33 protein-coding genes and 1 pseudogene are annotated in these 21,507 nt (G+C 63.7%); 26 read left to right on the plus strand and 8 right to left on the minus strand.

Translation table 11 applies throughout. The features are described from left to right. Positions 1 to 58 precede the first annotated feature (58 nt). The 5 genes from rplN to ACIHAX_RS10850 all read left to right on the plus strand — a co-directional run bounded on the left by rplN (position 59) and on the right by ACIHAX_RS10850 (position 2,206). Positions 59 to 427 carry a 50S ribosomal protein L14 gene (gene rplN / locus ACIHAX_RS10830; RefSeq protein WP_039795505.1) on the plus strand — a complete coding sequence of 123 codons (369 nt, stop codon included), beginning with the start codon at positions 59 to 61 and terminating at the stop codon, positions 425 to 427. A gap of 1 nt (position 428) precedes the next feature. Further along, positions 429 to 746 (plus strand): 50S ribosomal protein L24, encoded by a 318-nt coding sequence (gene rplX, locus ACIHAX_RS10835; protein WP_039795507.1) that lies wholly within the window; start codon positions 429 to 431, stop codon positions 744 to 746. Position 747: 1 nt separating this feature from the next. Further along, positions 748 to 1,311, plus strand: a complete 564-nt coding sequence (gene rplE, locus ACIHAX_RS10840) for a 50S ribosomal protein L5 (protein WP_355076098.1) — start codon at positions 748 to 750, stop codon at positions 1,309 to 1,311. Between the two features lie 4 nt (positions 1,312 to 1,315). Beyond that, positions 1,316 to 1,501, plus strand: a complete 186-nt coding sequence (locus ACIHAX_RS10845; protein ID WP_014981705.1) for a type Z 30S ribosomal protein S14 — start codon at positions 1,316 to 1,318, stop codon at positions 1,499 to 1,501. A gap of 159 nt (positions 1,502 to 1,660) precedes the next feature. Further along, positions 1,661 to 2,206, plus strand: a complete 546-nt coding sequence (locus tag ACIHAX_RS10850) for a Uma2 family endonuclease (RefSeq protein ID WP_397277051.1) — start codon at positions 1,661 to 1,663, stop codon at positions 2,204 to 2,206. A 269-nt stretch (positions 2,207 to 2,475) separates the two neighbouring features. Here ACIHAX_RS10850 and ACIHAX_RS10855 read toward each other — a convergent pair whose 3' ends face one another. Continuing rightward, positions 2,476 to 3,168, minus strand: a complete 693-nt coding sequence (locus ACIHAX_RS10855; RefSeq protein WP_397277053.1) for an NAD(P)H oxidoreductase — start codon at positions 3,166 to 3,168, stop codon at positions 2,476 to 2,478. Positions 3,169 to 3,300: 132 nt separating this feature from the next. On the opposite strand from ACIHAX_RS10855, the gene ACIHAX_RS10860 reads away from it, so the two are divergent. Both ACIHAX_RS10860 and ACIHAX_RS10865 read left to right on the plus strand, forming a co-directional pair. Next, positions 3,301 to 4,239 (plus strand): AraC family transcriptional regulator, encoded by a 939-nt coding sequence (locus ACIHAX_RS10860; protein ID WP_397277055.1) that lies wholly within the window; start codon positions 3,301 to 3,303, stop codon positions 4,237 to 4,239. Between the two features lie 92 nt (positions 4,240 to 4,331). Continuing rightward, positions 4,332 to 4,457, plus strand: a complete 126-nt coding sequence (locus ACIHAX_RS10865) for a hypothetical protein (RefSeq protein WP_364430765.1) — start codon at positions 4,332 to 4,334, stop codon at positions 4,455 to 4,457. A gap of 97 nt (positions 4,458 to 4,554) precedes the next feature. On the opposite strand, the gene ACIHAX_RS10870 is transcribed toward ACIHAX_RS10865, so the two are convergent. Further along, positions 4,555 to 5,373 carry an alpha/beta hydrolase gene (locus tag ACIHAX_RS10870; RefSeq protein WP_364430768.1) on the minus strand — a complete coding sequence of 273 codons (819 nt, stop codon included), beginning with the start codon at positions 5,371 to 5,373 and terminating at the stop codon, positions 4,555 to 4,557. A 116-nt stretch (positions 5,374 to 5,489) separates the two neighbouring features. Between ACIHAX_RS10870 and rpsN the strand changes: the two are divergent. The 10 genes and pseudogenes from rpsN to ACIHAX_RS10920 form a co-directional block, all read left to right on the plus strand. After that, positions 5,490 to 5,591, plus strand: a pseudogene (gene rpsN, locus ACIHAX_RS10875) (30S ribosomal protein S14); the annotation flags it as partial. A gap of 218 nt (positions 5,592 to 5,809) precedes the next feature. After that, positions 5,810 to 6,124 carry a WXG100 family type VII secretion target gene (locus ACIHAX_RS10880; RefSeq protein ID WP_356964808.1) on the plus strand — a complete coding sequence of 105 codons (315 nt, stop codon included), beginning with the start codon at positions 5,810 to 5,812 and terminating at the stop codon, positions 6,122 to 6,124. A 10-nt stretch (positions 6,125 to 6,134) separates the two neighbouring features. Then, a complete protein-coding gene (locus ACIHAX_RS10885; protein WP_364430772.1) occupies positions 6,135 to 6,434 on the plus strand; it encodes a WXG100 family type VII secretion target in 300 nt (99 codons plus the stop codon). Next, positions 6,431 to 7,744 (plus strand): polymorphic toxin type 24 domain-containing protein, encoded by a 1,314-nt coding sequence (locus tag ACIHAX_RS10890; protein ID WP_397277059.1) that lies wholly within the window; start codon positions 6,431 to 6,433, stop codon positions 7,742 to 7,744. Before ACIHAX_RS10885 ends, ACIHAX_RS10890 begins: the two co-directional genes overlap by 4 nt. After that, positions 7,744 to 8,151: a HEAT repeat domain-containing protein gene (locus ACIHAX_RS10895; RefSeq protein ID WP_397277060.1), complete on the plus strand. Its 408-nt coding sequence runs from the start codon at positions 7,744 to 7,746 to the stop codon at positions 8,149 to 8,151. The genes ACIHAX_RS10890 and ACIHAX_RS10895 overlap by 1 nt, the downstream gene beginning before the upstream one ends. Before the next feature lie 48 nt (positions 8,152 to 8,199). Further along, entirely contained in the window at positions 8,200 to 8,673 is a 474-nt protein-coding gene (locus ACIHAX_RS10900) for a hypothetical protein (protein WP_397277062.1), read from the plus strand. Between the two features lie 176 nt (positions 8,674 to 8,849). Continuing rightward, the gene (locus ACIHAX_RS10905) at positions 8,850 to 9,107 is read left to right on the plus strand and encodes a hypothetical protein (RefSeq protein WP_397277064.1); all 258 of its coding nucleotides are present in this window, start codon (positions 8,850 to 8,852) and stop codon (positions 9,105 to 9,107) included. A 259-nt stretch (positions 9,108 to 9,366) separates the two neighbouring features. Then, on the plus strand, positions 9,367 to 9,750 hold the full coding sequence (locus ACIHAX_RS10910) for a hypothetical protein (protein WP_397277066.1): 384 nt from the start codon (positions 9,367 to 9,369) through the stop codon (positions 9,748 to 9,750). Positions 9,751 to 9,953: 203 nt separating this feature from the next. Then, entirely contained in the window at positions 9,954 to 10,229 is a 276-nt protein-coding gene (locus tag ACIHAX_RS10915) for a hypothetical protein (RefSeq protein WP_397277068.1), read from the plus strand. Positions 10,230 to 10,553: 324 nt separating this feature from the next. Next, entirely contained in the window at positions 10,554 to 11,843 is a 1,290-nt protein-coding gene (locus tag ACIHAX_RS10920) for a Fic family protein (RefSeq protein ID WP_397277070.1), read from the plus strand. A gap of 158 nt (positions 11,844 to 12,001) precedes the next feature. Here the strand turns inward: ACIHAX_RS10920 and ACIHAX_RS10925 are convergent, their stop codons facing one another. The 6 genes from ACIHAX_RS10925 to ACIHAX_RS10950 all read right to left on the minus strand — a co-directional run bounded on the left by ACIHAX_RS10925 (position 12,002) and on the right by ACIHAX_RS10950 (position 15,331). Next, positions 12,002 to 12,208: a DUF397 domain-containing protein gene (locus ACIHAX_RS10925; protein ID WP_397277072.1), complete on the minus strand. Its 207-nt coding sequence runs from the start codon at positions 12,206 to 12,208 to the stop codon at positions 12,002 to 12,004. A 116-nt stretch (positions 12,209 to 12,324) separates the two neighbouring features. Continuing rightward, the gene (locus ACIHAX_RS10930; RefSeq protein WP_355076118.1) at positions 12,325 to 12,531 is read right to left on the minus strand and encodes a DUF397 domain-containing protein; all 207 of its coding nucleotides are present in this window, start codon (positions 12,529 to 12,531) and stop codon (positions 12,325 to 12,327) included. Then, entirely contained in the window at positions 12,521 to 13,420 is a 900-nt protein-coding gene (locus ACIHAX_RS10935) for a helix-turn-helix domain-containing protein (protein WP_397277075.1), read from the minus strand. Before ACIHAX_RS10935 ends, ACIHAX_RS10930 begins: the two co-directional genes overlap by 11 nt. A gap of 449 nt (positions 13,421 to 13,869) precedes the next feature. Further along, the gene (locus tag ACIHAX_RS10940; RefSeq protein ID WP_364430788.1) at positions 13,870 to 14,073 is read right to left on the minus strand and encodes a hypothetical protein; all 204 of its coding nucleotides are present in this window, start codon (positions 14,071 to 14,073) and stop codon (positions 13,870 to 13,872) included. Between the two features lie 151 nt (positions 14,074 to 14,224). Next, positions 14,225 to 14,551 (minus strand): helix-turn-helix domain-containing protein, encoded by a 327-nt coding sequence (locus ACIHAX_RS10945; RefSeq protein WP_364430791.1) that lies wholly within the window; start codon positions 14,549 to 14,551, stop codon positions 14,225 to 14,227. Between the two features lie 123 nt (positions 14,552 to 14,674). Further along, complete coding sequence (locus ACIHAX_RS10950; RefSeq protein ID WP_397277079.1) at positions 14,675 to 15,331, minus strand: Uma2 family endonuclease; 657 nt, start codon at positions 15,329 to 15,331, stop codon at positions 14,675 to 14,677. A 283-nt stretch (positions 15,332 to 15,614) separates the two neighbouring features. Between ACIHAX_RS10950 and rpsH the strand changes: the two genes are divergently transcribed. From rpsH to map, 9 genes are all read left to right on the plus strand, one after another. Further along, positions 15,615 to 16,013 carry a 30S ribosomal protein S8 gene (rpsH, locus tag ACIHAX_RS10955; RefSeq protein WP_039795549.1) on the plus strand — a complete coding sequence of 133 codons (399 nt, stop codon included), beginning with the start codon at positions 15,615 to 15,617 and terminating at the stop codon, positions 16,011 to 16,013. Positions 16,014 to 16,027: 14 nt separating this feature from the next. After that, the gene (rplF, locus tag ACIHAX_RS10960) at positions 16,028 to 16,567 is read left to right on the plus strand and encodes a 50S ribosomal protein L6 (protein ID WP_356964784.1); all 540 of its coding nucleotides are present in this window, start codon (positions 16,028 to 16,030) and stop codon (positions 16,565 to 16,567) included. 2 nt (positions 16,568 to 16,569) lie between these two features. Further along, on the plus strand, positions 16,570 to 16,977 hold the full coding sequence (rplR, locus tag ACIHAX_RS10965) for a 50S ribosomal protein L18 (protein ID WP_355076134.1): 408 nt from the start codon (positions 16,570 to 16,572) through the stop codon (positions 16,975 to 16,977). Between the two features lie 31 nt (positions 16,978 to 17,008). Continuing rightward, on the plus strand, positions 17,009 to 17,668 hold the full coding sequence (gene rpsE, locus ACIHAX_RS10970; RefSeq protein ID WP_039795557.1) for a 30S ribosomal protein S5: 660 nt from the start codon (positions 17,009 to 17,011) through the stop codon (positions 17,666 to 17,668). Next, positions 17,668 to 17,847: a 50S ribosomal protein L30 gene (rpmD, locus tag ACIHAX_RS10975; RefSeq protein ID WP_039795559.1), complete on the plus strand. Its 180-nt coding sequence runs from the start codon at positions 17,668 to 17,670 to the stop codon at positions 17,845 to 17,847. The genes rpsE and rpmD overlap by 1 nt, the downstream gene beginning before the upstream one ends. 1 nt (position 17,848) lies before the next feature. Then, complete coding sequence (gene rplO / locus ACIHAX_RS10980; protein ID WP_039795561.1) at positions 17,849 to 18,292, plus strand: 50S ribosomal protein L15; 444 nt, start codon at positions 17,849 to 17,851, stop codon at positions 18,290 to 18,292. Between the two features lie 172 nt (positions 18,293 to 18,464). Beyond that, entirely contained in the window at positions 18,465 to 19,787 is a 1,323-nt protein-coding gene (secY, locus tag ACIHAX_RS10985) for a preprotein translocase subunit SecY (RefSeq protein ID WP_355076137.1), read from the plus strand. Beyond that, a complete protein-coding gene (locus ACIHAX_RS10990) occupies positions 19,784 to 20,329 on the plus strand; it encodes an adenylate kinase (protein WP_355076139.1) in 546 nt (181 codons plus the stop codon). Before secY ends, ACIHAX_RS10990 begins: the two co-directional genes overlap by 4 nt. Before the next feature lie 29 nt (positions 20,330 to 20,358). Then, on the plus strand, positions 20,359 to 21,156 hold the full coding sequence (gene map / locus ACIHAX_RS10995) for a type I methionyl aminopeptidase (RefSeq protein WP_355076141.1): 798 nt from the start codon (positions 20,359 to 20,361) through the stop codon (positions 21,154 to 21,156). Positions 21,157 to 21,507 lie beyond the last annotated feature (351 nt).

The raw sequence follows: 21,507 nt of genomic DNA on the forward strand, positions 1-21,507 counted from the left end.
TGCCCGTCGGGTCGGCAATCCGGCGTGCACATACGTCCAGGTCAAGGAGGACGCTGAAGTGATTCAGCAGGAGTCGCGACTGCGCGTCGCCGACAACACGGGCGCGAAGGAGATCCTTTGCATCCGCGTTCTCGGCGGTTCGTCGCGTCGCTATGCCGGTATCGGCGACATCATCGTCGCTACCGTGAAGGACGCCATCCCCGGCGGCAACGTGAAGCGGGGTGACGTCGTCAAGGCCGTCGTCGTGCGCACCACCAAGGAGCGCCGTCGTCCGGACGGTTCCTACATCAAGTTCGACGAGAACGCGGCCGTGCTCATCAAGGCGGACAACGACCCGCGCGGCACCCGCATCTTCGGCCCGGTGGGCCGCGAGCTGCGCGACAAGAAGTTCATGAAGATCGTCTCGCTGGCCCCGGAGGTGCTCTGACATGAAGGTGCACAAGGGCGACACCGTGCTCGTCATCTCGGGCAAGGACAAGGGTGCCAAGGGCAAGGTCATCCAGGCCTACCCGAAGGAGAACCGGGTTCTCGTCGAGGGCGTGAACCGCATCAAGAAGCATGTCGCGAACTCCGCCAACCAGCGCGGCGCCTCCTCGGGCGGCATCGTGACCCAGGAAGCCCCCATCCACGTCTCCAACGTGATGGTCGTCGACTCCGACGGCAAGCCGGCCCGCGTCGGCTACCGGACCGACGAGGAGAGCGGCAAGCGGGTCCGGATCTCCCGTAAGAACGGGAAGGACATCTGACATGACCACGACCGAAAAAGTGCAGCCCCGGCTGAAGCAGCGCTACCGCGAAGAGATCAAGGACGCGCTGAACAAGGAATTCTCCTACGCCAACGTGATGCAGATCCCGGGCGTGGTGAAGGTCGTCGTCAACATGGGTGTCGGCGACGCCGCCCGCGACGCGAAGCTGATCAACGGCGCCGTCGAGGACCTGGCCCTGATCACCGGTCAGAAGCCGCAGATCCGCAAGGCGACCAAGTCCATCGCGCAGTTCAAGCTGCGTGAGGGCATGCCGATCGGCGCGAAGGTCACCCTGCGCGGCGACCGCATGTGGGAGTTCCTCGACCGCCTGGTCTCCATCGCGCTGCCGCGTATCCGCGACTTCCGCGGCCTGTCGCCGAAGCAGTTCGACGGCAACGGCAACTACACGTTCGGCCTGAGCGAGCAGTCGATGTTCCACGAGATCGACGTGGACCGGATCGACCGTCCGCGTGGTATGGACATCACCGTGGTGACCACCGCGACCAACAACGAAGAAGGCCGTGCCCTGCTCAAGCACCTCGGCTTCCCGTTCAAGGAGAACTGAGCACATGGCTAAGAAAGCACTGGTCAACAAGGCCAACGCCAAGCCGAAGTTCGCTGTCCGCGCCTACACCCGCTGCCAGCGCTGCGGCCGCCCCCACGCGGTCTACCGCAAGTTCGGCCTCTGCCGCGTGTGCCTGCGCGAGATGGCGCACCGCGGCGAGCTCCCGGGCGTGCACAAGAGCTCCTGGTGAGCTGACGCTCTGCGCGTCACCAACTGAACACTGAACGAGGGCACGGACTCCATGTGAGTCCGTGCCCTCGCTCGCATCCTTGATCATGATTTCGCCACGGTTGACTAGGTAGGCTTCGGGCATGACGATCCAGTCACCGGAGACCACTTGCCGCACGAGATGACCGAGGAGCAGTACCGTCAACTGCCGGAGGGCGTCGCGCGTGAGATCGAGGTTGTGCACGGACACGTGATCGTCTGCGAGTCCCCGGTTCCTGAGCACAATCGCGTGGCACGCCGTTTGGCAGGCTCGATGGAGGAATTACCGAGCGCCGCACCGTGCATCCGCGTCGAGATGGATATCGATGTCGTCCTCTGGCGGATACCGAAGTTCACGTTCCGCCGACCGGATGTGACGGTGTACCGCTGCTTGCCCGAGCGCGGAGCGAAGCCGGAAGCCGCTGACGCACTGATCATCGTCGAGGTGTCTTCACCATCCACCGCGGCTGAAGACCTATTGGACAAGAAGGTTCAGTACGCGCGCGCGGGCATTCCGCTCTACTTGGTCGTTGTCCTCGACACCAAGTTCGACATCGAAGAGGTGCGGGAATTCCGCCTCGACGCCCACGCCGCCGAGTACCGTCTGCACCGTCTGCACCGTGACGGATTCGTCCGCCTGGAACACGTCGTGCTCGGCGACATCAGCTTCGCCGACCTGGTTCGGTAATCGCCGGCTCATTTCGATGCCCTAGTCCCTCAAGCCCTATCAGGACCGTCCGGGTGGCAACACGCGGACAATCCCGTGGATCCACCGGCGACAGGGCGTTCGTGGAAGCCAGGCGTGCATCTTCCCTCCAGGGACCGCCGCCGGGACGCCGGAAAAGACTCCCTCGGTCCGCGCGATTACCGACGGCGATCATCCGTTGGGTCGATAAGCCCGCCATTCGAAGCAGCGAGGGCGGATGTCGGCCTCCGCGTTTACGGACGGGCTCCGGGTCAGGCCGAAACCCGGTCGGCGGCGAGGAAATCGTCGACGAAGCCCAGCGCCCGGTTCTCCAACTCCGCGTAGTGCGCTTCGCGCGCCGCGCCGGTGAGGGCTTCGTCGAGTAGCAGGTTGCCCGCGGCATCCAGGCGCTGCCGCTTCTCTTCCGCGCCGGGCAACAATCCCACCGATGACCGCGCGAGTCCGCAGTAGTAGGCGATGCCGTCGTCGAGTTGCGCGCTGAGCGCATCCTGCATGGGTCCGACGAGCGCGTCGTCGTCTGCCACGCCCGCCAGTCCCAGCCACAGTATCCGCTTGCCCGCGAGCCGGGATTTGCTGCGTCCGTAGGCGAATCCGTAGTTCCACACCCGATCGATCCAGCCCTTCAGAATCGCCGGGACCTGCATCCAGTACACCGGGAACACTGCGACGATCACGTCGGCGCCGAGGATGCGCCCCATATGGCTCTCGACCTCGGGGGAGTAGGCCTTCTCCCGGTTGCCCCATTCCGGAAGGTCGGCGGCGGTCATCCGGGGATCGAAGTTCTCGGCGTGCAGGTCCAGCAGGTCGATCCGGTAGCCGTCCGTGGTGAGCCGCCGGATGGCCAGTTCGGCGATATGGGCGGTCAGCGAATCGGGCCGGGGATGGGCGACGACGACCAGCGCGGTGCGGGTGATCGCGGTGTCCACGGTCGGGTTGTGCGGCAAGGTGGCCTCCACTGTTGGTCCGGAGATTCGGACGATCGGTTGTTCGGTCCGGTTTCCATTCCATACCCTGAGCAGTGGACGATCTATGGGTGAAAATCTACATTTGATAGGAGTTCGTCTACACTCGACTGTGTGGATCCTCTGAGCAAACTGCTGGGCGGTATACGCGCCGAGGGAGCTGTGCTCACCACCGCGGTCTTGGAAGCACCGTGGAGCGTCCGGTTCGCCGACGAGGCGCCGTTGACCATGGTCACCGTGCTACGCGGTGCGGGAACACTGCTGCTGCCGGGCGGTCTGGAACGTCGGATCACAATGGGGGACACCGCGATCGTGCGCGGCCCGCAACCGTTCGTTCTCGTCGACCGCGCCGATACTGTCGGCCTGCCGCACGAGGAATACGAGGTCGCCTGCTTCGCGCCGGACGCGAAATGCGATCCCGCGCTCGATGGCGGTCGGTGGGAGAACGACCTCACCGGTGAGACCGCTCTGATCGTCGGCGCCTATCGGGCTTCCGGCCGCCGCCACGAACGTCTGCTGCGTGCTCTACCGCCCGTCCTGGTGGTGACCGACGACGTGGAGGTGTGCGCGTGGATGGAGTCGATCGCCGCCGATGCCGCCCGGCGTCCGGCCGGAGCGCAGGCGATGATGGACCGGCTGCTCGACTGGGCGCTGGTCTGCACGCTGCGCGACTGGTTCGAAGAACTGGATGCCGACGCGCCGGGGTGGTACAGAGGGCCGGCCGATCCGGTGGTCGGGCCGGCGTTGGAGGCCATGCACGGAAAGCCCTCCGCCGGTTGGACAGTCGCGTCGCTGGCCGCCGAGGCGGGGGTATCCCGGGCGCTGTTCGCACGGCGGTTCTCCGAGGTCATGGGCCAGTCGCCCCTGGCGTACCTCACCGAATGCCGGATGGATGAGGCGGAGGAACTGCTGGCTGACCGGAGTCTCACCGTGGCGCAGGTGGCGAAGGCCGTCGGCTATGCGGACGCTTTCGGTTTCAGCGCGGCGTTCAAGCGACTTCGAGGTATCCGCCCCACTGATTTCCGCGCTGCCACCACCGGTCTCGGAGCGTGAACCGGTTCCGCCGCTTCGAGACCGACTCCAGCGCGTTCTGGATCGGCAGAGCCGAGTGAAGACTTCCGATATCGTCGACGCACATCGAAGAGGTGCGGGAATTTCGCCTCGACGCCCACGCCGCCGAGTACCGCCTGCACCGACTGCACCGCGACGGATTCGTCCGCCTGGAACACATGGCGCTCGGCGACATCAGCTTCGCCGACCTGGTTCGGTAGTCGCTGGCTCGGCCAACCTGCCGGTACCGAAAGCACTGGTCGGGGGTCGCGTGGTAGCGGCGGGGGTAGGACAAGTATCCGCCGCTACCGCACCGCCTCATGCCTTGATGAAATCGAGGATGTCGGCGTTGAGCTGCGTGGCGTGCGAGATCATGATGCCGTGTCCGGTCGCCGGGTATTCCTTGTAGGTGTTGCCGGGAATCAGATCCTTGATCACCCGACCGCAGAGGTCGATGGGAGCCGAGGCGTCGGCGTCACCGTGGATGACCAGCGTGGGCACGGTGAGTGCGCGCAACTCGTCGCGGAAGTCGGCGTGGTAGATCGTATTCATGATCTCGTCCGCGGCGAGAAGTGAACAGTCCATGCACTTCTGCACCATCCACGCGATCCGCGCCGAAGACACCTGGTTGCCCAGATGCGTCGCGAAGAATGCCTGCGCGTTCTGTTCCATCCACAGCGGCCGATCCGCGGCGCGGGCCGCGCCCACCGCATCGAAGACCGCCTTCGGCACGCCGTTCGGATTGTCCTCGGCCTGCGCGAAATACGGCATCGTCACCGATACCAGCGCGACCCGGCTGATCCGATCGCTGCCGTACCGGGTCAGATACCGGACGATCTCACCGCCCGCCATCGAATGCGCGACCACGGTGACGTCGCGCAGATCGAGATGGTCCAGGAATGCGGCCAGATCCGCGGCCAGCGTGTCGTAGTCGTACCCGTGCCCGACCCAGTCCGACTTGCCGTGTCCACGCCGGTCGTACGACAGGCACCGCAGGCCCTGCTTGGACAGCGGCAGCATTTGCAGCTCCCACGAAGTGCTGCTCAACCAGCCACCGGCCAGGAAGAGCACCGGCTGTCCGGTACCCCAGTCCTGGTAGTGCAGGGTGGTGCCGTCGTGCGATTCGAAGTAGGGCATCGTTTTCTCCAATCCTTGGTTGCCCCATCATCATCTCGGGTCTTGATAATGAAGTCGATTACCTCTCGGGTAAGTGCCCTGCTTCACGACGAGCAGCGCCGATTTCTCGATGTGGTCGCTGCCAGCGCTGCCGCCGCCCCCATACGGTCTACCGCAAGTTCGGCCTGTGCCACGTCTGCCGCGACGAGCTGCCGGGCGTGCACAAGAGCTCCTGGTGAGCTGGCGCTCGGCTGAGCGTCACCAACTGCATCGCGAGCGAGGGCACGGACTCCATACGAGTCCGTGCCCTCGCTCGCGTTTGGGGCAGCGGTCGTTCGGTGTTCCGAGGCCGGGTGAGCGCCGTTTTCGCGTTCGGCATTGTCGGGCAGCGCTTTTCCCGTCGCTATGGCAGGAGTACTTTGTCGGTGGGACTGTTCGGTGACAGAGGGGCAGAGGGTTGGTCGGGGAGCAGCCATCGCTGTCGGTCGATACCGATGCAGTCAAAGCCTTGGGGCGCTTGGCCTTCGATGTCGCCACTCAGTGTCGGGACGGGTATTCGGCATTGGAGACCGATGTCCGCGACTTGCTGGAGAGCTGGACCGGTAGCAACGCAGGCGCTTTCACGGCCGGGTGGGAAGAGTTCCATCAAGGGGCGGTGCAGGTGTGGGATGCGCTGTTCGAGCTGGCGGAGAAGCTGGGAATTACCGCGGACACCGTGCGCGGCGCCGATCAATCATTCGCGGCGGGCGTCAGCTCGCTCGATCTGCCCTGAGGGGGACCGCATGTCCGACGCAGAGGCCTTCTCGGTCGAGCTCGACAAACTCGAGAACTTGGCCGCCCGGATCCGAGGCTTCGCGGGGTTGCTTGCCGATCAGCTGGCGGCGATCGACCAGAAAGTCAAGGAAGTCGACGCCGCGTCGGCCGGTGCGGCGATGGTGGCCTACCGGGAAGCGCACGACGAGTGGTTGGCGGGAGCCACCGACATCGCCGAAGGGCTCACGGCTTTGGAGGAGGCCGTGAAACTCGCCCACGACGGCTATGCCGGAGCTGTTGCCGAGGGCTTGAGGATCCTCGGGGTATGACGGCTCTGGCTGTCGATCCGAAGGCTTACTACCAAGCGGCCACCAACTGCTTCGACGCCGCATCCGCGCTGCGGGACAGCTTTCTGTACATCTTCGCGGAGCTGTCCGAATGCGGATCGATGGCGGGCGTGGACGAGAACGGCCAGGAGTGGGCACGCTCCTACAACACCTCCGCCTACGAAGCGGTGGGATTCTTCCAGGACGTCCACTCCACGCTGTACGCATACGGCAGCGCCCTCAACGACATCGGCTTCACGCACGCGCAAGCCAACGCAACCATGAAGGGCGCACCGCAGCCGGACCGGCCGACAGACCCGGGAATGCCTGTGTTCGGCCCGTTCTCGGTACCGGCTTCCGCTGGTGGACCTGGCCAAGGGATCGTCGACAAGGGCATCAATATCATCAGCCACATCGGCATCCCGGTTCCCGACGGCGACACGGGAAAACTCGCCAAGGCCGCCGACGCCTGGGATCGCCTCGGCACGATCTACCAGAACACGAACGCCCGCGACAAGATCACGATCGCGGCGAGCCTGTTCGACAGCGTCACCGCCGACGACGCGGGATACATCCGAGATGATCTCAAATCCCTGGCCGGTTCCATCGACCAACTACTGACCTCGTGCACCCAGATCAGCCAGTCCTGCATCGCCTATAAGGATGCGCTGACGGAACTCCGCGACGAGATCAAGGGCTTCTTGAATTCTCTCGTCCAGGAGCTCGCCATCGACGCCGCTATCACCATCGGCCTTTCGCTGATCAGCTTCGGGGCGGGAGCGGTCACCGCAGGCAAGGCTCTGGTCACGGTGCAGAAATGGGCCGGGAAGATCAAAGACGGCATACTCGCCTGGCGTGGGCGCAAGGCGCTACAGATCGCGGGCATCAAGCAGGAAGCGAAGGATGCCGTTGTCAAGGCCAGGAAGGTCGTCACTGATCTACGTGACCGGCTGCGTAAGAAGGCCGACAACTCCCCTAAGCCACCGAAAAAGTCACTCAAGGAAGAGTTGGACAACGCCCAGGTATGGACCGGGCGAAACTTACCAACTCAGGGCGGCCCGCCGAACGGATACCTCGTCAAACGGGACGCTCAGGGAAACATCACGCATTACTCGCGTTTCGACGCTGACGGGGTGGCGACCAGCCGAGTAGATGTTGTCGGAAAGCCGCACATGGACAAGACGACAGGGCAATATATTCCGACACCGCACGTTGTGGAAGTTCAGAAGAATATAGACCCCGCCACAGGCCGGATTTTCGCGCGTACCATCAATGACAGTGTCAGACCCGCTCTACCTGAGGAGATCCCATAGTGAACACGGCAGATGAGCAAGTTGGTCTGCGGGCAGCGCTGGAGCATTCCCGAAGCGACGAAGGACTGGTACGGCTTCGCGCCATCTCCGAGTTGAGTGCCCTGATCTTCGATCCTCAGGCGCGCAGGCGTCTTGTGGAGATGCTGGACGATGACGTGGTCACGATGCAAATCGAAGCCGCCGAGGTTCTGGTGCGATATGGCGGCCAGGAGGGCCTGCTGTCGGTTCTGGAAGAACTTGGCCGGCGAGATGACGGTGATGTCGATTACATCGCATACCGACTCAGCGATCTCGACAATTTAGGGGATTTTCCGGTTTTGGAGACCGCATCCGCCATTGCTGAATCAGAAATATCGCCCAATGCGCGACGCGGCCTGAAAGATCTGCACGACGTCATGGGGCGATGAGGGAGTGTGGAGCACTGTCTGGGGTGCGCTACCTGGAGAGATTTCACAGTGGACACCGGTGAAGCCGATTTTGCGCTGTCGTCGATATTGGCGCACTCCCGGAATGATGATAATGCCATAAGGGTCGAAGCAATACCTGGCCTCGGGCGAAACATCCGCTCCAGCAGTGCGCGAGAACGACGGCAGGAGATATGGTCGCTCCCATCGGAGCAAGTGATTCAACGACTGTCCGAACTTCTCGGTGACGATGATATGGCGGTAGAACTGGAAGCGACCGAGGTTCTGGCTCGTTTCGGTGGCCGAGCCGGGCTCGTGGCCATCCTCGGAGAGTTAGGGCGACGTGTCGACGATCCTGATTCCGACTATATCGCCTACCGTTTACAAGAGTTGCAAACCAATGATGGATTACCGATCCTGCAGAATTCTCGTAAGATCATGGATCAGTCTCCCTCGCATGAAGTGAGCGAAGGAATAAATCAGATCGAACAGCTTTTCGGATATTTGGCTCCGAAAGATAAATAGTATGCACTCGGTAAGTGCATGGTCGTGAGGTTTCGGACAATCAAACGTCGACGGAAACGGCTTCGCCGGAGTGGCGTTCATACGCGCCCGGACCGCCACACTCTCAGTCTGTGACGCGGTATGTTTTCGCGAATGGTAGTCATTAGAACGCGATTTCGAAGGTTGGAGGAGTGTAGGTGGACGACCATGAGTTCATTGAGCCGGAAGAGTCGGAGTTCTTGGAGGCTTTCGGGGCCGATCGTGTAGCCATCCCCGAAGCTACCGCTTCCTTTGTGGTGAGTATCGACTCCGACGATCGGAACAAACTGGAATTATCATACGATGTAATAGCGCGGTCCGCCCGAGTGTGTTGGTTACAGGACTCGATGCTCGTGGTGGATATTTTCCGAGAACAGGTGAACCGTATTGCGGTCGAACGGGCGGGGTGTTCATGATATCGACCAGCGGAGTCGATCTGTCGGGCAAATTATCTGTAGAGGTTTATCCGATCCGGATCAGAGATGTGTCGTTGACCCGGTGAATTATGTCGGTCGTATGCCGCTCGCGCGGAGCGCTGTCGGAGACAGGATTTATACATCGGTCGACGCGGCGTGCTTGGTACTCTCATCTTGTGAAGAGCTCGGACAATTGCCACGTCGATGGCATGGCTTTGTCGAATAGTTGGCCGGTATCCCCACCGAACTGGATTCGTACATGACGCGAGATTACTCGGACTATCCAGCCCTTTCTAATCTGTACCTCGAGGATAGCTACGTCCTCGATATCATCGAGCGGCCCGCCGAAGTCGTGTTCGTCCTCGAGGCGGTGCTGACACCCGAGCACCCGAGGTATCGCGCCCCGGGCGCCCGGGAGCAGCATTGCTACGTCCGTGGCAACCTCTTTTTCGTGAAAGTGAGCCGCATCGAATGGCTAGAGCAATCTTTTCGGAAGTATAAGGATGCTTCAGGCTCGGAAGATTTGGGAAACGTGGATGTGTTGACCAATACTGACGCGGTGTATTACATGGAGGGCGATTGGGGAAAGGTGCGAATCTGGAGCAACGACGATCCACAGTTCGAGTTTTCGGAGAAGCCGTAGTCTATGTTAGCGTGGATAGACAAAAAGTTTGGAGCTGGTGCTTGGGTGTTGAAGGCATATTTTCCGTGATCGAGAAGTTGAAAAACTTTCTTCTCTGCAATATCGCGGACGACTGGGCCGCGATCGGCGAGTTCGATTAGACGATCGAAAAAATCGCTGCGGGAGAATACTCGCGAAGTTACGTACTGGGTGTTATCGAAGAATTGGCGAACGATGGATACATCGAGTTCGGCGCGTTCCCGGGGGGTGGCGAGGGGTGGGAACCCTGGAAAGTCGGTATCGAGGAATCGATCAGGCGTATTTCTGATGGCTATAACGGAGTGCCCGGATACCTGAGCATCGCTGATGACGAGATCGGCTCCAGCGAGATTTTCAGAGCGAAGATAACCGAAAGTGGCAGACGGCGATTGCAGGAGCTGGGCGATCCGTACGAGAACTATGGCGATCCGTGGGCGGATGATCCCTACTTGCGTGCATAAGAAGGTCATGCCCTTGCCATCGCAGTTGAGGTGGCGTTGTTCGTAGTCCTTGCTGTTGAAGGGTAAGGCTCGGCCGTTCGGAACGGGATCGCGGTCTCCCTATCGGGACCGGGGCATCGATCCTGGTGCCGCTTCGCGCGCGGTGACGCCAGGCTTGCCGTATCCGGTGCGCAGCGTCTGCGATGTGGCGATTGGAGAGGCTCCCGGCGATCTGGCCGGAGCGTGCCCGCCCGGATGCAGTCCCGCGCTGCCGTCTCGCGGGGAACCTTAAAGCCGAGCCAGTCTTATTAAAGGTTATCTGTTAACCTTTAATAAGGAGGTGGCATGGCAAAGTTTGCGCGACGGCGGTGGGCCGGCAACCTGGATGGTGGCGGCCTGTCTCGACGGGACCGTGGCTCTGGCACATACGAGGTGTACCTGCCCGATTTGCTGGCTGGTCGCCGCATCGTCTTGGCCAGCGAGACTGCCGCCGATGTGGTCGATGCGGAGGTGGCGATAACTCGTCTCGATACCGAGGCGGTAGCGCTTGTCGAGACCGAAGCGTTGTCTCGGTTGCTGTTGCGCGCCGAGGCCATCGCATCGTCACGGATCGAGGGGCTGGTGGTCGGCGCACGTCGGCTATTGCGCGCGGAGGCGGCGCGCCAGCTGGAGGGCGAATCATCGGACGTGACGGCCGCCGAAGTTCTGGCGAATATCGACGCTATGGCTCTGGCCGCGGGTGCAGTCGGCCGTGGTGAGCCGATCACCGAGGATGTCCTGCTCGAAATCCATCGGCGGCTGCTCACCGGCACCAGACTCGCACAGCACGGCGGGTGTTTCCGAGACGCGCAGAACTGGATCGGCGGCAGCTCCTTCAATCCCTGCTCGGCCGCATTCGTTCCGCCGCCCCCAGAGCTCGTCCCCGAACTGATGAAGGACTTGATCGCGTTTTGTAATAGCGACGATCTGCCCGCTGTCGCGCAAGCCGCCATCGCCCACGCACAGTTCGAGACGATCCACCCCTTCATCGACGGCAACGGCCGAACCGGTCGAGCATTGATCCATCTGATCCTGCGCCGTCGTGGCGTGGCCGAACGCGTCGTCGCGCCTGTCTCGCTCATCCTCGCCACGTGGAGCGACAGCTATATCGACGGTCTGACTCGCTTCCGGTACGTCGGTGAGTCCGATTCCCAACAGGCCACCGACGACTTGAACATCTGGGTGGCGCGCTTCGCCGCCGCCTGTACTCGCGCGGCGCAGGATGCGACCGCTTTCGAAATGAAAGCTGCTGAATTGCAGAGATCGTGGCGAGATCGAGTGGCGCCGATACGGGCGAACTCCGCGCTCGACCTGCTGCTCGGCAAGCTGGTCGGAGCTCCCATCCTCACCGTCGCCACAGCGGCGACGCTGACCGGGCGCAGCTTTCCAGCCGCGAACGCGGCCGTACAGCGTCTGGCCGAAGCCGGAATCCTGCGCCAGCTCACCGTCGGTCGCCGCAACAGGGCCTTCGAGTCGCCTGAGGCGATCAGTGCTTTCACCGCCTTGGAACGACGTCTTGCCAGCCCGGAGGGCAACACTCGAACATCGGACCCAGCACGCCCGGTGCCGTCGAGGAAGATGCAGTCTGGCCGCTGACCTGCGGCCGACGAGGGCATCGGCTCTCCCCCGATTCGAGCGCCCGCGAGCTTCTCGGGACGCCAGCGTCATCACGCACGGCTCGTCGTTCGACTGGGAGTTGGCTGCTGTTGGACTACTGATCGTCTGGCGCTCGGGAAACGATCCAAGGCACGGAATTATCGGCAGGTGAATTCGCCGTGTTTGGTTGCGGAGAGGAAGGTGTCCCAGGCGGTGGGGGTGAAGGTCAGGGTGGGGCCGGTCGGGTTTTTGGAGTCGCGCATGCCGACTGTGCCGTTGTTCAGGTGGGCGATCTCTACGCATTGGCCGTTGGATTCGCTGAAGCTGCTCTTGAACCAGCGCGCTCCGGATAGGTGAGCGGTCACCGTCAAAACTCCTTGCTGCCCGGCGGAGCAGGTCGCGCGTGGTCTTCTCGACCGGGAGAGTTGGTGGGGCCGGGAGGTGTGAGCCCGGCCGCGGGGGCGGCCGGGCTCGAAAGTTCTCAGCTGTGGGTGAATTCGCCGTGTTTGGTTGCGGACAGGAAGGTGTCCCAGGCGGTGGGGGTGAACGTCAGGGCGGGGCCGGTCGGGTTCTTGGAGTCACGCATGCCGATCGTGCCGTCGTTCAGGTGGGCGATCTCTACGCACTGGCCGTTGGAGGCGCTGTGGCTGCTCTTGAACCAGCGGGCTTCGGATAGGTCAGCGGTCACCGTCATAACTCCTTGCTACCCGGCGGAGCAGGTCTCGCGAGGTCTTCTCGTCCAGCGCCGTCTGGCGGATGGCTTCGGCCATTTCAGTGTAACGCTGGACTATTTCTGGTCTTTCGAGATAGAGATCGCTACTCATCCCGCCGTCTAGATAGACGACTGGGGGTTCGATCGGCGATCCCTTGCTGTTGGTGCCGAAGTCCAAGAGAACAAACGAGCCATGCAGGATGCCGCGTGTGTATCCGGCCGAATATGGGTGGATGCGCAGCGTGACGTTGGGCCGAGTGCTGACATCGGCCAGGTAGCGATGTTGGTTGGCCATCACCTTCGGTCCGCCGACCATCCGGTACAACGCTGCTTCATCTAGAAGCACGTGAAGGTCGACGGGGCGGGTCTTTCGGGTGACAGCCACCTGCCTATTGAGGCGGACCCGCACGCGGTGTTCGATTTCCTCGGGAGAGCCGTCGTGCAGAAACGCGCCGATCAAGGCGCGGGCGTAGTCAGCGGTCTGTAGCAGTCCAGGCACTTGGACCTCGTAAGACGTGAGCCGCCGGGCGGACCGCTCCATACCGACGTACATGTTGAACGCATCCGAGAACAGTCCGCCGAGCGGAGTGACACCGTCCTCGTCGCGCGCCGTAGCCGCCCGCGACGCCAGCCCCACCGCCTGTTCGGTCTGCTCGGCGTTCACCTCGTACAGCATGCACAGCTCGCGTACGTCTTGGCGGCGTGGCTTCACCGCTCGTCCGGTTTCCAGGCGTTGTAGCCCGTTGAAGCTGAGTTGAACTTCCTTCGCGGCGATGGCGATCGTGAGGCCCCGGCCTTCACGCGCCTCGCGCAGAAATCTGCCGAGCTGGCGGCGCAGCAGCGTCGGCGACTCGACTTCGGTCATCGGCTTTCCCCAGATGAATGAATCCAGCACACGGTCTGAACTGCATCCATTGATACCGCAGAATTCGATGCTGTCCAGGGCTTTCGGAGAAGTTGTCGGGAATACGCGAATCAGGCCGAAGCGGGCGGTGCCCGGCTGGTGTGCTGTGCCTGCGCCGGGCCGCTGAACAGGGCTTTGTCGGTTCGAAGTGACGAGCAATTCGCTCTAGGCGCGCTTCCGACTCATTCGACGGCAGGGGAACACATGCAGGAAGGCTCCTTTCGAGACACTCCCACCACCAGGTGCGCGTTCTATCGCCGTATCGGCGGACTCGCCGCAGGTGTGGACCCGCACACCGGCCGCATCACGGTCCCGGCTCTCACCCCGTGCGACGGGGCCGCGAGTGGCACACCGTCGAGAGGCTTACTCGGCCGATGACGCAGTGGTGTGCCACTCGCGGACGCCGCGTGTCATCGGCGGTCCGGGTTGCAATCGAGGTCACCGGCGAGGATGTCGTCGACGCGTTCGGCGAGTGTGGGATCGCCGCTGGCGAAACGATTCAGGCGTAGCGGCCGCGATCGGCGGACCCGCATCGCGGCCAGGTGAATAGCGTCGCGAAGGATATCCGCACTGCTGACGCCCGTCCGCATTGCCGCGTCCTCGATGACGGCCAAGTCGGCAGTATCAGCGTGGACCGTGATTCGCTCGAGAGGCGTATGCACACTGTGGCAGAGGTGTGCGCGAAGCTGTCGCGAGCCATATGGGAGGCGGTTCATTTCGGCTCTGTGCGAGGGGACGAACGCCGGAAGCCGGGCGCAGCGAGCGCTACGCCGCGCTGGTGTGCGGTGTGAAGCTGACGCGTGCGTCGTCGGCGTCGATGGTGATGTGCAGCGAAGCGTCCAGGGCTCGTGCCAGCTTTGTCAGCAGCGGAAGGGTGGGGACGGCGTCGGATCCCTCGATCCGGGAGATCTTCGCCTGCGTCAGTCCCGCCCGGTCGGCGAGTTCCGCTTGGGTGAGTCCGAGCTCCGTGCGACGGTTGCATACGGCGGCGGCGAGTTCCATGGCCAGTCTGATTTCATGAAGCACTTCGCTGACGGCCTCGGGCTCGGTCAGCCCTTGGTCGCTACCCGTCTGCCATCGACTGTGGGGCATCACAGCTCTTCCTTCTCGATAGTGCGAAGGAACTCGTCGTGGGTGGGGCCGTGTTCGGCCTCGCATATTCTTCGCATCTCGATAGCGGGTTTGCCCTCGGCCTCCTCGCGGTAGGCGGCGCGGTCAGAACTCCAGCTCCGACCAGGGGATGTGGATCGGGAACGGGAATTCGATGGTGATGGCATCGGAGTTCTTCGGGGACCACTCGTCCGTTACGAGGTAGTTGGCCGTGCGCAAGGGGTGCACGCCGGGCGGAAGCAGCTTGCCGTGGGTCGTCTCCAGCGCGAAAGCGCGGACCATCTCGATGGCACTCCTCTCGCGTTCCAGCGTCACCTCCCAGTACATGGGGATGCCTGCCCTGGCATAACGCGCCTGCTTGGCGTACATGTCGGTCTGGGTGTTCGACGGAGAAAGGACCTCGCCGACCAGCAGGACGTCGTCGGCTCGGATGTCTTGATAAGGAGCATCCAGGCAGCGATAGACGAGAAAATCGGGTGTCACGAAGTCGGATTTTCCGGCCTGGCCGAAGAACACATTGGTTTCGAAGTCGACGCGCCAGCAGCGCTCGGGCTGCTTCGCCATGCCTTCGCGAGCGCTTCGCTTCAGGGCGCTGGTCAGCGCGAATGTGAACGCCTGATGTTCGGCAGGCCCCCGTCGTAGCCAGACGACACGCCCATCCCACAGTTCGATCTGCCCGGCGATTTCTTCGGGCAGCTGCTCGAGCTCCTCCCACGTCATGTACTCGGGGAGGTCCGGTCGTTCGGTGCTCGGACTTGCCATGGCTTCATGTTAGCCCGGTCACGGGCTGTTTCCGCTGGTCATGAGTCCAGCGAAGCGGGCACCTCGCAGACCCCGATTTTGCCCAGGTGAACCCCTTGCCTACACTAGAGCGGTTGCCTGGGCACCTCCATGTCCGCATGCGTGCGCTCGGGCGATCGAACCTCCTCCGGTCGGCAAGGGTCGGCCGGACCATCCGAATTGTCGTAGGCCCACCGCTGGGCATGCCGATGTGCATGGCTGCGCTGTATGGGAACCGCGGCGAGAAAGGTGTCTAGGTCGAACCATGACCATGACTGATCCGATCGCAGACTTCCTGACACGTCTGCGCAACGCCAACTCGGCGTACCACGATCAGGTGAAGGCTCCGCACTCGAAGCTCAAGGCGAACATCGCCGAGATCCTCAAGCGCGAGGGTTACATCGCCGACTACCGGACCGAGGACGCACAGGTGGGCAAGACGCTCATCGTCGACCTCAAGTACGGCCCGAGCCGTGAGCGCAGCCTCGCAGGCGTGCGCCGCGTCTCCAAGCCCGGTCTGCGCGTGTACGCGAAATCCACCAACCTGCCCAAGGTGCTCGGCGGCCTCGGCGTGGCGATCATCTCCACGTCCTCCGGCCTGCTGACCGACAAGCAGGCGGCCAAGCAGGGCGTGGGCGGCGAAGTCCTCGCTTACGTCTGGTAAGGGAGGTCAGGACAATGTCGCGTATTGGTAAGAAGCCCATCGCAATCCCCGCTGGCGTCGACATCACCATCGACGGCCAGGACATCTCGGTGAAGGGGCCCAAGGGCACCCTGTCGCTCACCGTCGCCGAGCCGATCACCGTCGCCAAGGGCGAGGACGGCCAGCTCGAGGTCGCCCGTCCGGACGACGAGCGCCGCAGCCGCGCACTGCACGGCCTGACCCGCACTCTGGTGTCGAACATGGTCGTCGGCGTGACCCAGGGCTACGAGAAGAAGATGGAAATCTTCGGCGTCGGTTACCGCGTGGCGCTGAAGGGCCAGAACCTCGAGTTCGCCCTCGGCTACAGCCACCCGGTGCCGATCGAGGCCCCCGAGGGGATCACGTTCGCGGTGGAGTCGCCCACCAAGTTCTCCGTGTCCGGAATCGACAAGCAGAAGGTCGGCCAGATTTCGGCGGTCATCCACGGCCTGCGCAAGCCCGACCCGTACAAGGGCAAGGGCATCCGCTACGCCGGCGAGGTCGTTCGCCGCAAGGTCGGAAAGACGGGTAAGTGATCATGGCGCAAACCGAAAACCAGAAGGCCAAGCGCATCCCCCTGGGCAAGGACGTGTCGACGCAGCGCCGTCTGTCGAAGACGCGCCGTCACTTCCGCCTGCGCAAGAAGCTCGCGGGTACCACCGAGCGTCCGCGCCTGGTGGTCAACCGCTCCTCGCGCCACCTGCACGCGCAGCTGGTCGACGACTCGGTCGGCAAGACCATCGCCGCCGCCTCGACCATCGAGGCCGACGTGCGCGCGGTGGACGGCGACAAGTCGGCCAAGAGCAAGAAGGTCGGCGCCCTGCTGGCCGAGCGTGCCAAGGCCGCCGGTGTCGAGGCCGTCGTGTTCGACCGTGGTGGGCACGACTACCACGGCCGGATCGCCGCACTGGCCGATGCCGCTCGCGAAGGTGGGTTGAAATTCTGATGATCGATAACAAGAACGGAAGGAACGTCTGATGCCGGGACGTCAGAGGCGTGACGGCGGAAGCGGACCCGCCGGACAGAATGGCAGCGCCCCCGAGGGCGGCCGCGGCGATCGTCGCGGTGGCGGCGACCGTCGGGGCGGTGGCGACCGTCGCGACAACGCCGCGGAGAAGAACCAGCTCGAGCGGGTCGTCGCGATCAACCGCGTCTCCAAGGTCGTGAAGGGTGGTCGGCGCTTCAGCTTCACCGCCCTCGTGATCGTCGGTGACGGCAACGGCCTGGTCGGCGTCGGCTACGGCAAGGCCAAGGAAGTTCCCGCCGCCATCCAGAAGGGTGTCGAAGAGGCTCGCAAGAACTTCTTCCGCGTCCCGATGATCGGCTCCACCATCACGCACCCGGTTCAGGGTGAGGCGGCCGCCGGTGTGGTCATGCTGCGTCCGGCCTCGCCGGGTACCGGTGTGATCGCCGGTGGCGCGGCTCGTGCCGTGCTGGAGTGCGCCGGTATCCACGACATTCTGGCGAAGTCGCTCGGTAGCGACAACGCCATCAACGTCGTGCACGCGACTGTCACTGCCCTCAAGCAGCTGCAGCGTCCGGAAGAGGTCGCGGCCCGCCGTGGCCTGCCGCTCGAGGACGTCGCCCCTGCCGGCATGCTGCGTGCGCGCGCTCAGGCTGCCGGAGGTGTCAAGTAATGGCAGATCTCAAGGTGACCCAGATCAAGAGTTCGATCGGCGCCAAGAAGAATCAGCGGGACAGTCTTCGGACCCTCGGTCTGCGCGGTATCCGCAAGACCGTGGTCCGCGAGGACAACGCCCAGAACCGCGGGCTGATCAACGTCGTGCGCCACCTCGTGACCGTTGAGGAGGTCTGACATGACCATCAAGTTGCATCACCTGCGTCCGGCTCCCGGCGCCAAGACCGAGAAGATCCGTGTGGGTCGCGGTGAGGGCTCCAAGGGCAAGACGGCGGGCCGTGGTACCAAGGGCACCAAGGCGCGCAAGAACGTCCCGGCCGCCTTCGAGGGTGGGCAGATGCCGATCCACATGCGGCTGCCCAAGCTCAAGGGCTTCACGAACCCGTTCCGCACGGAATACCAGGTCGTGAACGTCGGCAAGATCGCGAAGCTGTTCCCCGAGGGCGGCGAGGTCGGCAAGGCCGAGCTCGTGGCGGCCGGTGCGGTTCGCAAGAACCAGCTGGTCAAGGTCCTGGGCGATGGTGAGATCGGCGTCGCGGTCCAGGTGACCGCGGACAAGGTCACCGGCGCGGCGAAGGAGAAGATCACCGCCGCCGGTGGCACCGTCACCGAGCTGGGCTGACGGTACTCTGCATTACAGCGGCGCCGGACGAGTGGAGAGCTCGTCCGGTGCCACTGTTAGAGTTCAATTGTTGTCTGCCAAGCCTCGTCGTGGTTTTCGGCGTCCCTTCTATGTCGAGCAGGGACATCGCTGAACATCCATGTCATGACCATGTCGTTCGCCAGGAGGATCAGTGCTTTCCGCCTTCGTATCGGCCTTCCGGACTCCGGACTTACGGCGGAAGATTCTCTTCACGCTGGGGTTGATCGCGTTGTACCGGCTGGGTGCCTCGCTGCCGTCCCCCGGCGTCGACTACAAGGCGGTCCAGGAGTGCATCGACCTGGTCTCGGGCGGTGAGTCCGGCGGCATCTACCAGCTGATCAACCTGTTCTCCGGTGGTGCGCTGTTGCAGCTGTCGGTCTTCGCGATCGGCATCATGCCCTACATCACCGCGAGCATCATCATCCAGCTGCTCACGGTCGTCATCCCGCGGTTCGAGGAACTGCGCAAGGAAGGCCAATCCGGCCAGACCAAGATGACGCAGTACACCAGATACCTGTCGATCGCCCTCGCGATCCTGCAGGCCACCGGCCTGGTCGCGCTCGCGGCCCGCCGCCAGCTGCTGCAGGGCTGCCAGAAGGACATCCTGGCCGACACCAGCATCTTCGGCATGATCATCATCGTGCTCGTGATGACCGCGGGCGCGGCGCTGGTGATGTGGTTCGGCGAGCAGATCACCGAGCGCGGCATCGGCAACGGTATGTCCCTGCTGATCTTCTCGGGTATCGCCGCCCGCATCCCGAGCGAGGGCAAGGCGATCCTGGACAGCCGGGGCGGTCTGGTCTTCGGACTGGTGTGTGTCGCCGCGCTGGCGATCATCACCGCCGTGATCTTCGTCGAGCAGGGCCAGCGCCGGATCCCGGTCCAATACGCCAAGCGCGTGGTCGGCCGGAAGATGTACGGCGGCTCCTCGACCTACCTGCCGTTGAAGGTGAACCAGGCGGGCGTGATCCCGGTCATCTTCGCCTCGTCGCTGCTGTACCTGCCGAACCTGGTGGCGCAGCTGACGGGGTCGCAGAACAACCAGAATCCGAGCTGGTGGCAGGAGATCATCCAGAAATACCTGGTGAATCCCGGCAACCCGGTGTACATCGCGATCTACTTCAGCTTGATCGTGTTCTTCACCTACTTCTACGTCGCGATCACCTTCAACCCGGAGGAGCGCGCCGACGAGATGAAGAAGTTCGGCGGCTTCATCCCGGGCTACCGGCCCGGTAAGCCGACGGCCGACTACCTCAACTTCGTCCTGAGCCGTATCACCCTCCCCGGCTCGATCTATCTCGGTCTGGTAGCGGTGCTGCCGAACCTGTTCCTCGACATCGGCGCCTCCGGCGGTACCCAGAACCTTCCGTTCGGCGGTACCGCGGTGCTGATCATGGTGAGCGTCGGTTTGGACACCGTGAAGCAGATCGAGAGCCAGCTGATGAATCGAAATTACGAAGGGTTCCTCAAGTGAGAGTTGTACTGCTCGGTCCGCCGGGCGCCGGTAAAGGCACCCAGGCCGTCCTGCTGTCGGAGAAGCTGGGCGTTCCGCACATCTCCACCGGGGACCTGTTCCGCGCGAATATCAGCCAGCAGACCCCGCTGGGTCGCGAGGCGCAGAAGTACATGGACGCGGGCGACCTGGTGCCCAGCGACGTGACCAACCGCATGGTGGAGGCGCGGGTCAACGAGCCCGACGCCGCCAACGGATTCGTCCTCGACGGCTACCCGCGCACGGTCGACCAGGCCGACGCGCTGGAGAAGATCCTCAAGCACATGAACACCACGCTCGACGCGGTGCTGCGCTTCGTCGTCCCCGAGGACACCGTTGTCGAGCGGATGCTCGCGCGCGGCCGCGCCGACGACAACGAGAGCGTGATCCGCAACCGGCTGCGGGTGTACCGCGAGGAGACCGAGCCGCTGCTGGACCACTACGACGGCCTGGTCGTCTCGGTGGACGGCGTCGGCGAGGTCGACGACGTCAACGCGCGGGCGCTGCGCGCGCTGGGCCACTGAGCCGACTCGCGATGGAGCGCTGAGGGCGGATGGTCTTCAACCGCAAGAAGAAGGTCGTGCCGTTCCGGACGGCAGGCGAACTGGACGCCATGGCGGCGGCGGGCGCGATCGTCGGCCGCGCTCTGGTGGCCGTGCGCGCGGCCGCCAAGCCCGGCGTGTCCACCGCGGAACTGGACGAGGTCGCCGAGCAGGTGATCCGGGACGCGGGCGCGGTGCCCTCCTTCAAGGGCTACCACGGCTTCCCGGCGTCCATCTGCGCATCGGTGAACGACCGCGTGGTGCACGGGATTCCGACGGCGGGGGAGATTCTCGCCGAGGGCGACCTGGTGTCCATCGACTGCGGCGCGATTCTCGACGGCTGGCACGGCGATTCGGCCTGGACCTTCGGCGTCGGCACCATCATCGAGGCCGATCGGTTGCTCAGCGAGGCGACCAAGTCGTCGATGGAGGCCGGTATCGCGGCGATGTTGCCCGGTAACCGGCTGACCGACGTCTCGCACGCCATCGAGCTGGGCACCCGTGCTGCCGAGAAGGAGCACGGGCGCGGCTACGGCATCGTCGACGGCTACGGTGGGCATGCCATCGGGCGCGAGATGCACCTCGATCCGTTCCTCGCCAACGAAGGCGAGCCCGGTAAGGGCCCGAAGCTCGTGGTGGGATCGGTGCTCGCGATCGAGCCGATGCTCACGCTCGGTACCACCCAGACGAAGGTGCTCGACGACGACTGGACCGTGGTCACCGTGGACGGCAGTCGTGCGGCACATTGGGAGCACACGGTCGCCGTCACGGAGGACGGACCCCGGATCTTGACGTTGCGTCCGGAGTAGTGCACGGCCGTCGGACGGGTCCGGTTCGGTGACACTGCGCGGCGAGGAAACGAGCCGCACCGACGCCAGGATTCCTGGTCGATCTCGCCGCTTCTCCGCGTGCAGGCACCATGCGCCGACACGCCACCGGGCGATACCCAGCGTTCGCTGGATCGGTGACGTCGTTCCTTGCACCCGCGTCCTTCGCGTCGAGCCGAAGCGGTGGGCCGGTCGGTGCCCGTGCGGGGTGGAACGGTTACTTTCTCCTTGGTTTCGAACTGTTCTGAACGATGCCGTCAGCGTATGGCGGGGCAGTAGCCGGTGACCTGAGTAGACCGCTACTCGAATCGGCTTGGCGCACGCCGCAGTTCG

The sequence above is a fragment of the Nocardia sp. NPDC051929 genome, assembly GCF_044548645.1.
Taxonomy (GTDB): domain Bacteria; phylum Actinomycetota; class Actinomycetes; order Mycobacteriales; family Mycobacteriaceae; genus Nocardia; species Nocardia sichangensis.

Coding starts and splice junctions, on each gene's coding strand:
- rplX (WP_039795507.1), top strand. CDS start 429: ATGAAGGTGCACAAGGGCGACACCGTGCTCGTCATCTCGGGCAAGGAC.
- rplE (WP_355076098.1), top strand. CDS start 748: ATGACCACGACCGAAAAAGTGCAGCCCCGGCTGAAGCAGCGCTACCGC.
- ACIHAX_RS10845 (WP_014981705.1), top strand. CDS start 1,316: ATGGCTAAGAAAGCACTGGTCAACAAGGCCAACGCCAAGCCGAAGTTC.
- ACIHAX_RS10850 (WP_397277051.1), top strand. CDS start 1,661: ATGACCGAGGAGCAGTACCGTCAACTGCCGGAGGGCGTCGCGCGTGAG.
- ACIHAX_RS10870 (WP_364430768.1), bottom strand. CDS start 5,373: ATGCCCTACTTCGAATCGCACGACGGCACCACCCTGCACTACCAGGAC.
- ACIHAX_RS10885 (WP_364430772.1), top strand. CDS start 6,135: ATGTCCGACGCAGAGGCCTTCTCGGTCGAGCTCGACAAACTCGAGAAC.
- ACIHAX_RS10890 (WP_397277059.1), top strand. CDS start 6,431: ATGACGGCTCTGGCTGTCGATCCGAAGGCTTACTACCAAGCGGCCACC.
- ACIHAX_RS10910 (WP_397277066.1), top strand. CDS start 9,367: ATGACGCGAGATTACTCGGACTATCCAGCCCTTTCTAATCTGTACCTC.
- ACIHAX_RS10920 (WP_397277070.1), top strand. CDS start 10,554: ATGGCAAAGTTTGCGCGACGGCGGTGGGCCGGCAACCTGGATGGTGGC.
- ACIHAX_RS10935 (WP_397277075.1), bottom strand. CDS start 13,420: ATGACCGAAGTCGAGTCGCCGACGCTGCTGCGCCGCCAGCTCGGCAGA.
- ACIHAX_RS10945 (WP_364430791.1), bottom strand. CDS start 14,551: ATGCCCCACAGTCGATGGCAGACGGGTAGCGACCAAGGGCTGACCGAG.
- ACIHAX_RS10950 (WP_397277079.1), bottom strand. CDS start 15,331: ATGGCAAGTCCGAGCACCGAACGACCGGACCTCCCCGAGTACATGACG.
- rpsH (WP_039795549.1), top strand. CDS start 15,615: ATGACCATGACTGATCCGATCGCAGACTTCCTGACACGTCTGCGCAAC.
- rplF (WP_356964784.1), top strand. CDS start 16,028: ATGTCGCGTATTGGTAAGAAGCCCATCGCAATCCCCGCTGGCGTCGAC.
- rplR (WP_355076134.1), top strand. CDS start 16,570: ATGGCGCAAACCGAAAACCAGAAGGCCAAGCGCATCCCCCTGGGCAAG.
- rpsE (WP_039795557.1), top strand. CDS start 17,009: ATGCCGGGACGTCAGAGGCGTGACGGCGGAAGCGGACCCGCCGGACAG.
- rpmD (WP_039795559.1), top strand. CDS start 17,668: ATGGCAGATCTCAAGGTGACCCAGATCAAGAGTTCGATCGGCGCCAAG.
- rplO (WP_039795561.1), top strand. CDS start 17,849: ATGACCATCAAGTTGCATCACCTGCGTCCGGCTCCCGGCGCCAAGACC.
- map (WP_355076141.1), top strand. CDS start 20,359: ATGGTCTTCAACCGCAAGAAGAAGGTCGTGCCGTTCCGGACGGCAGGC.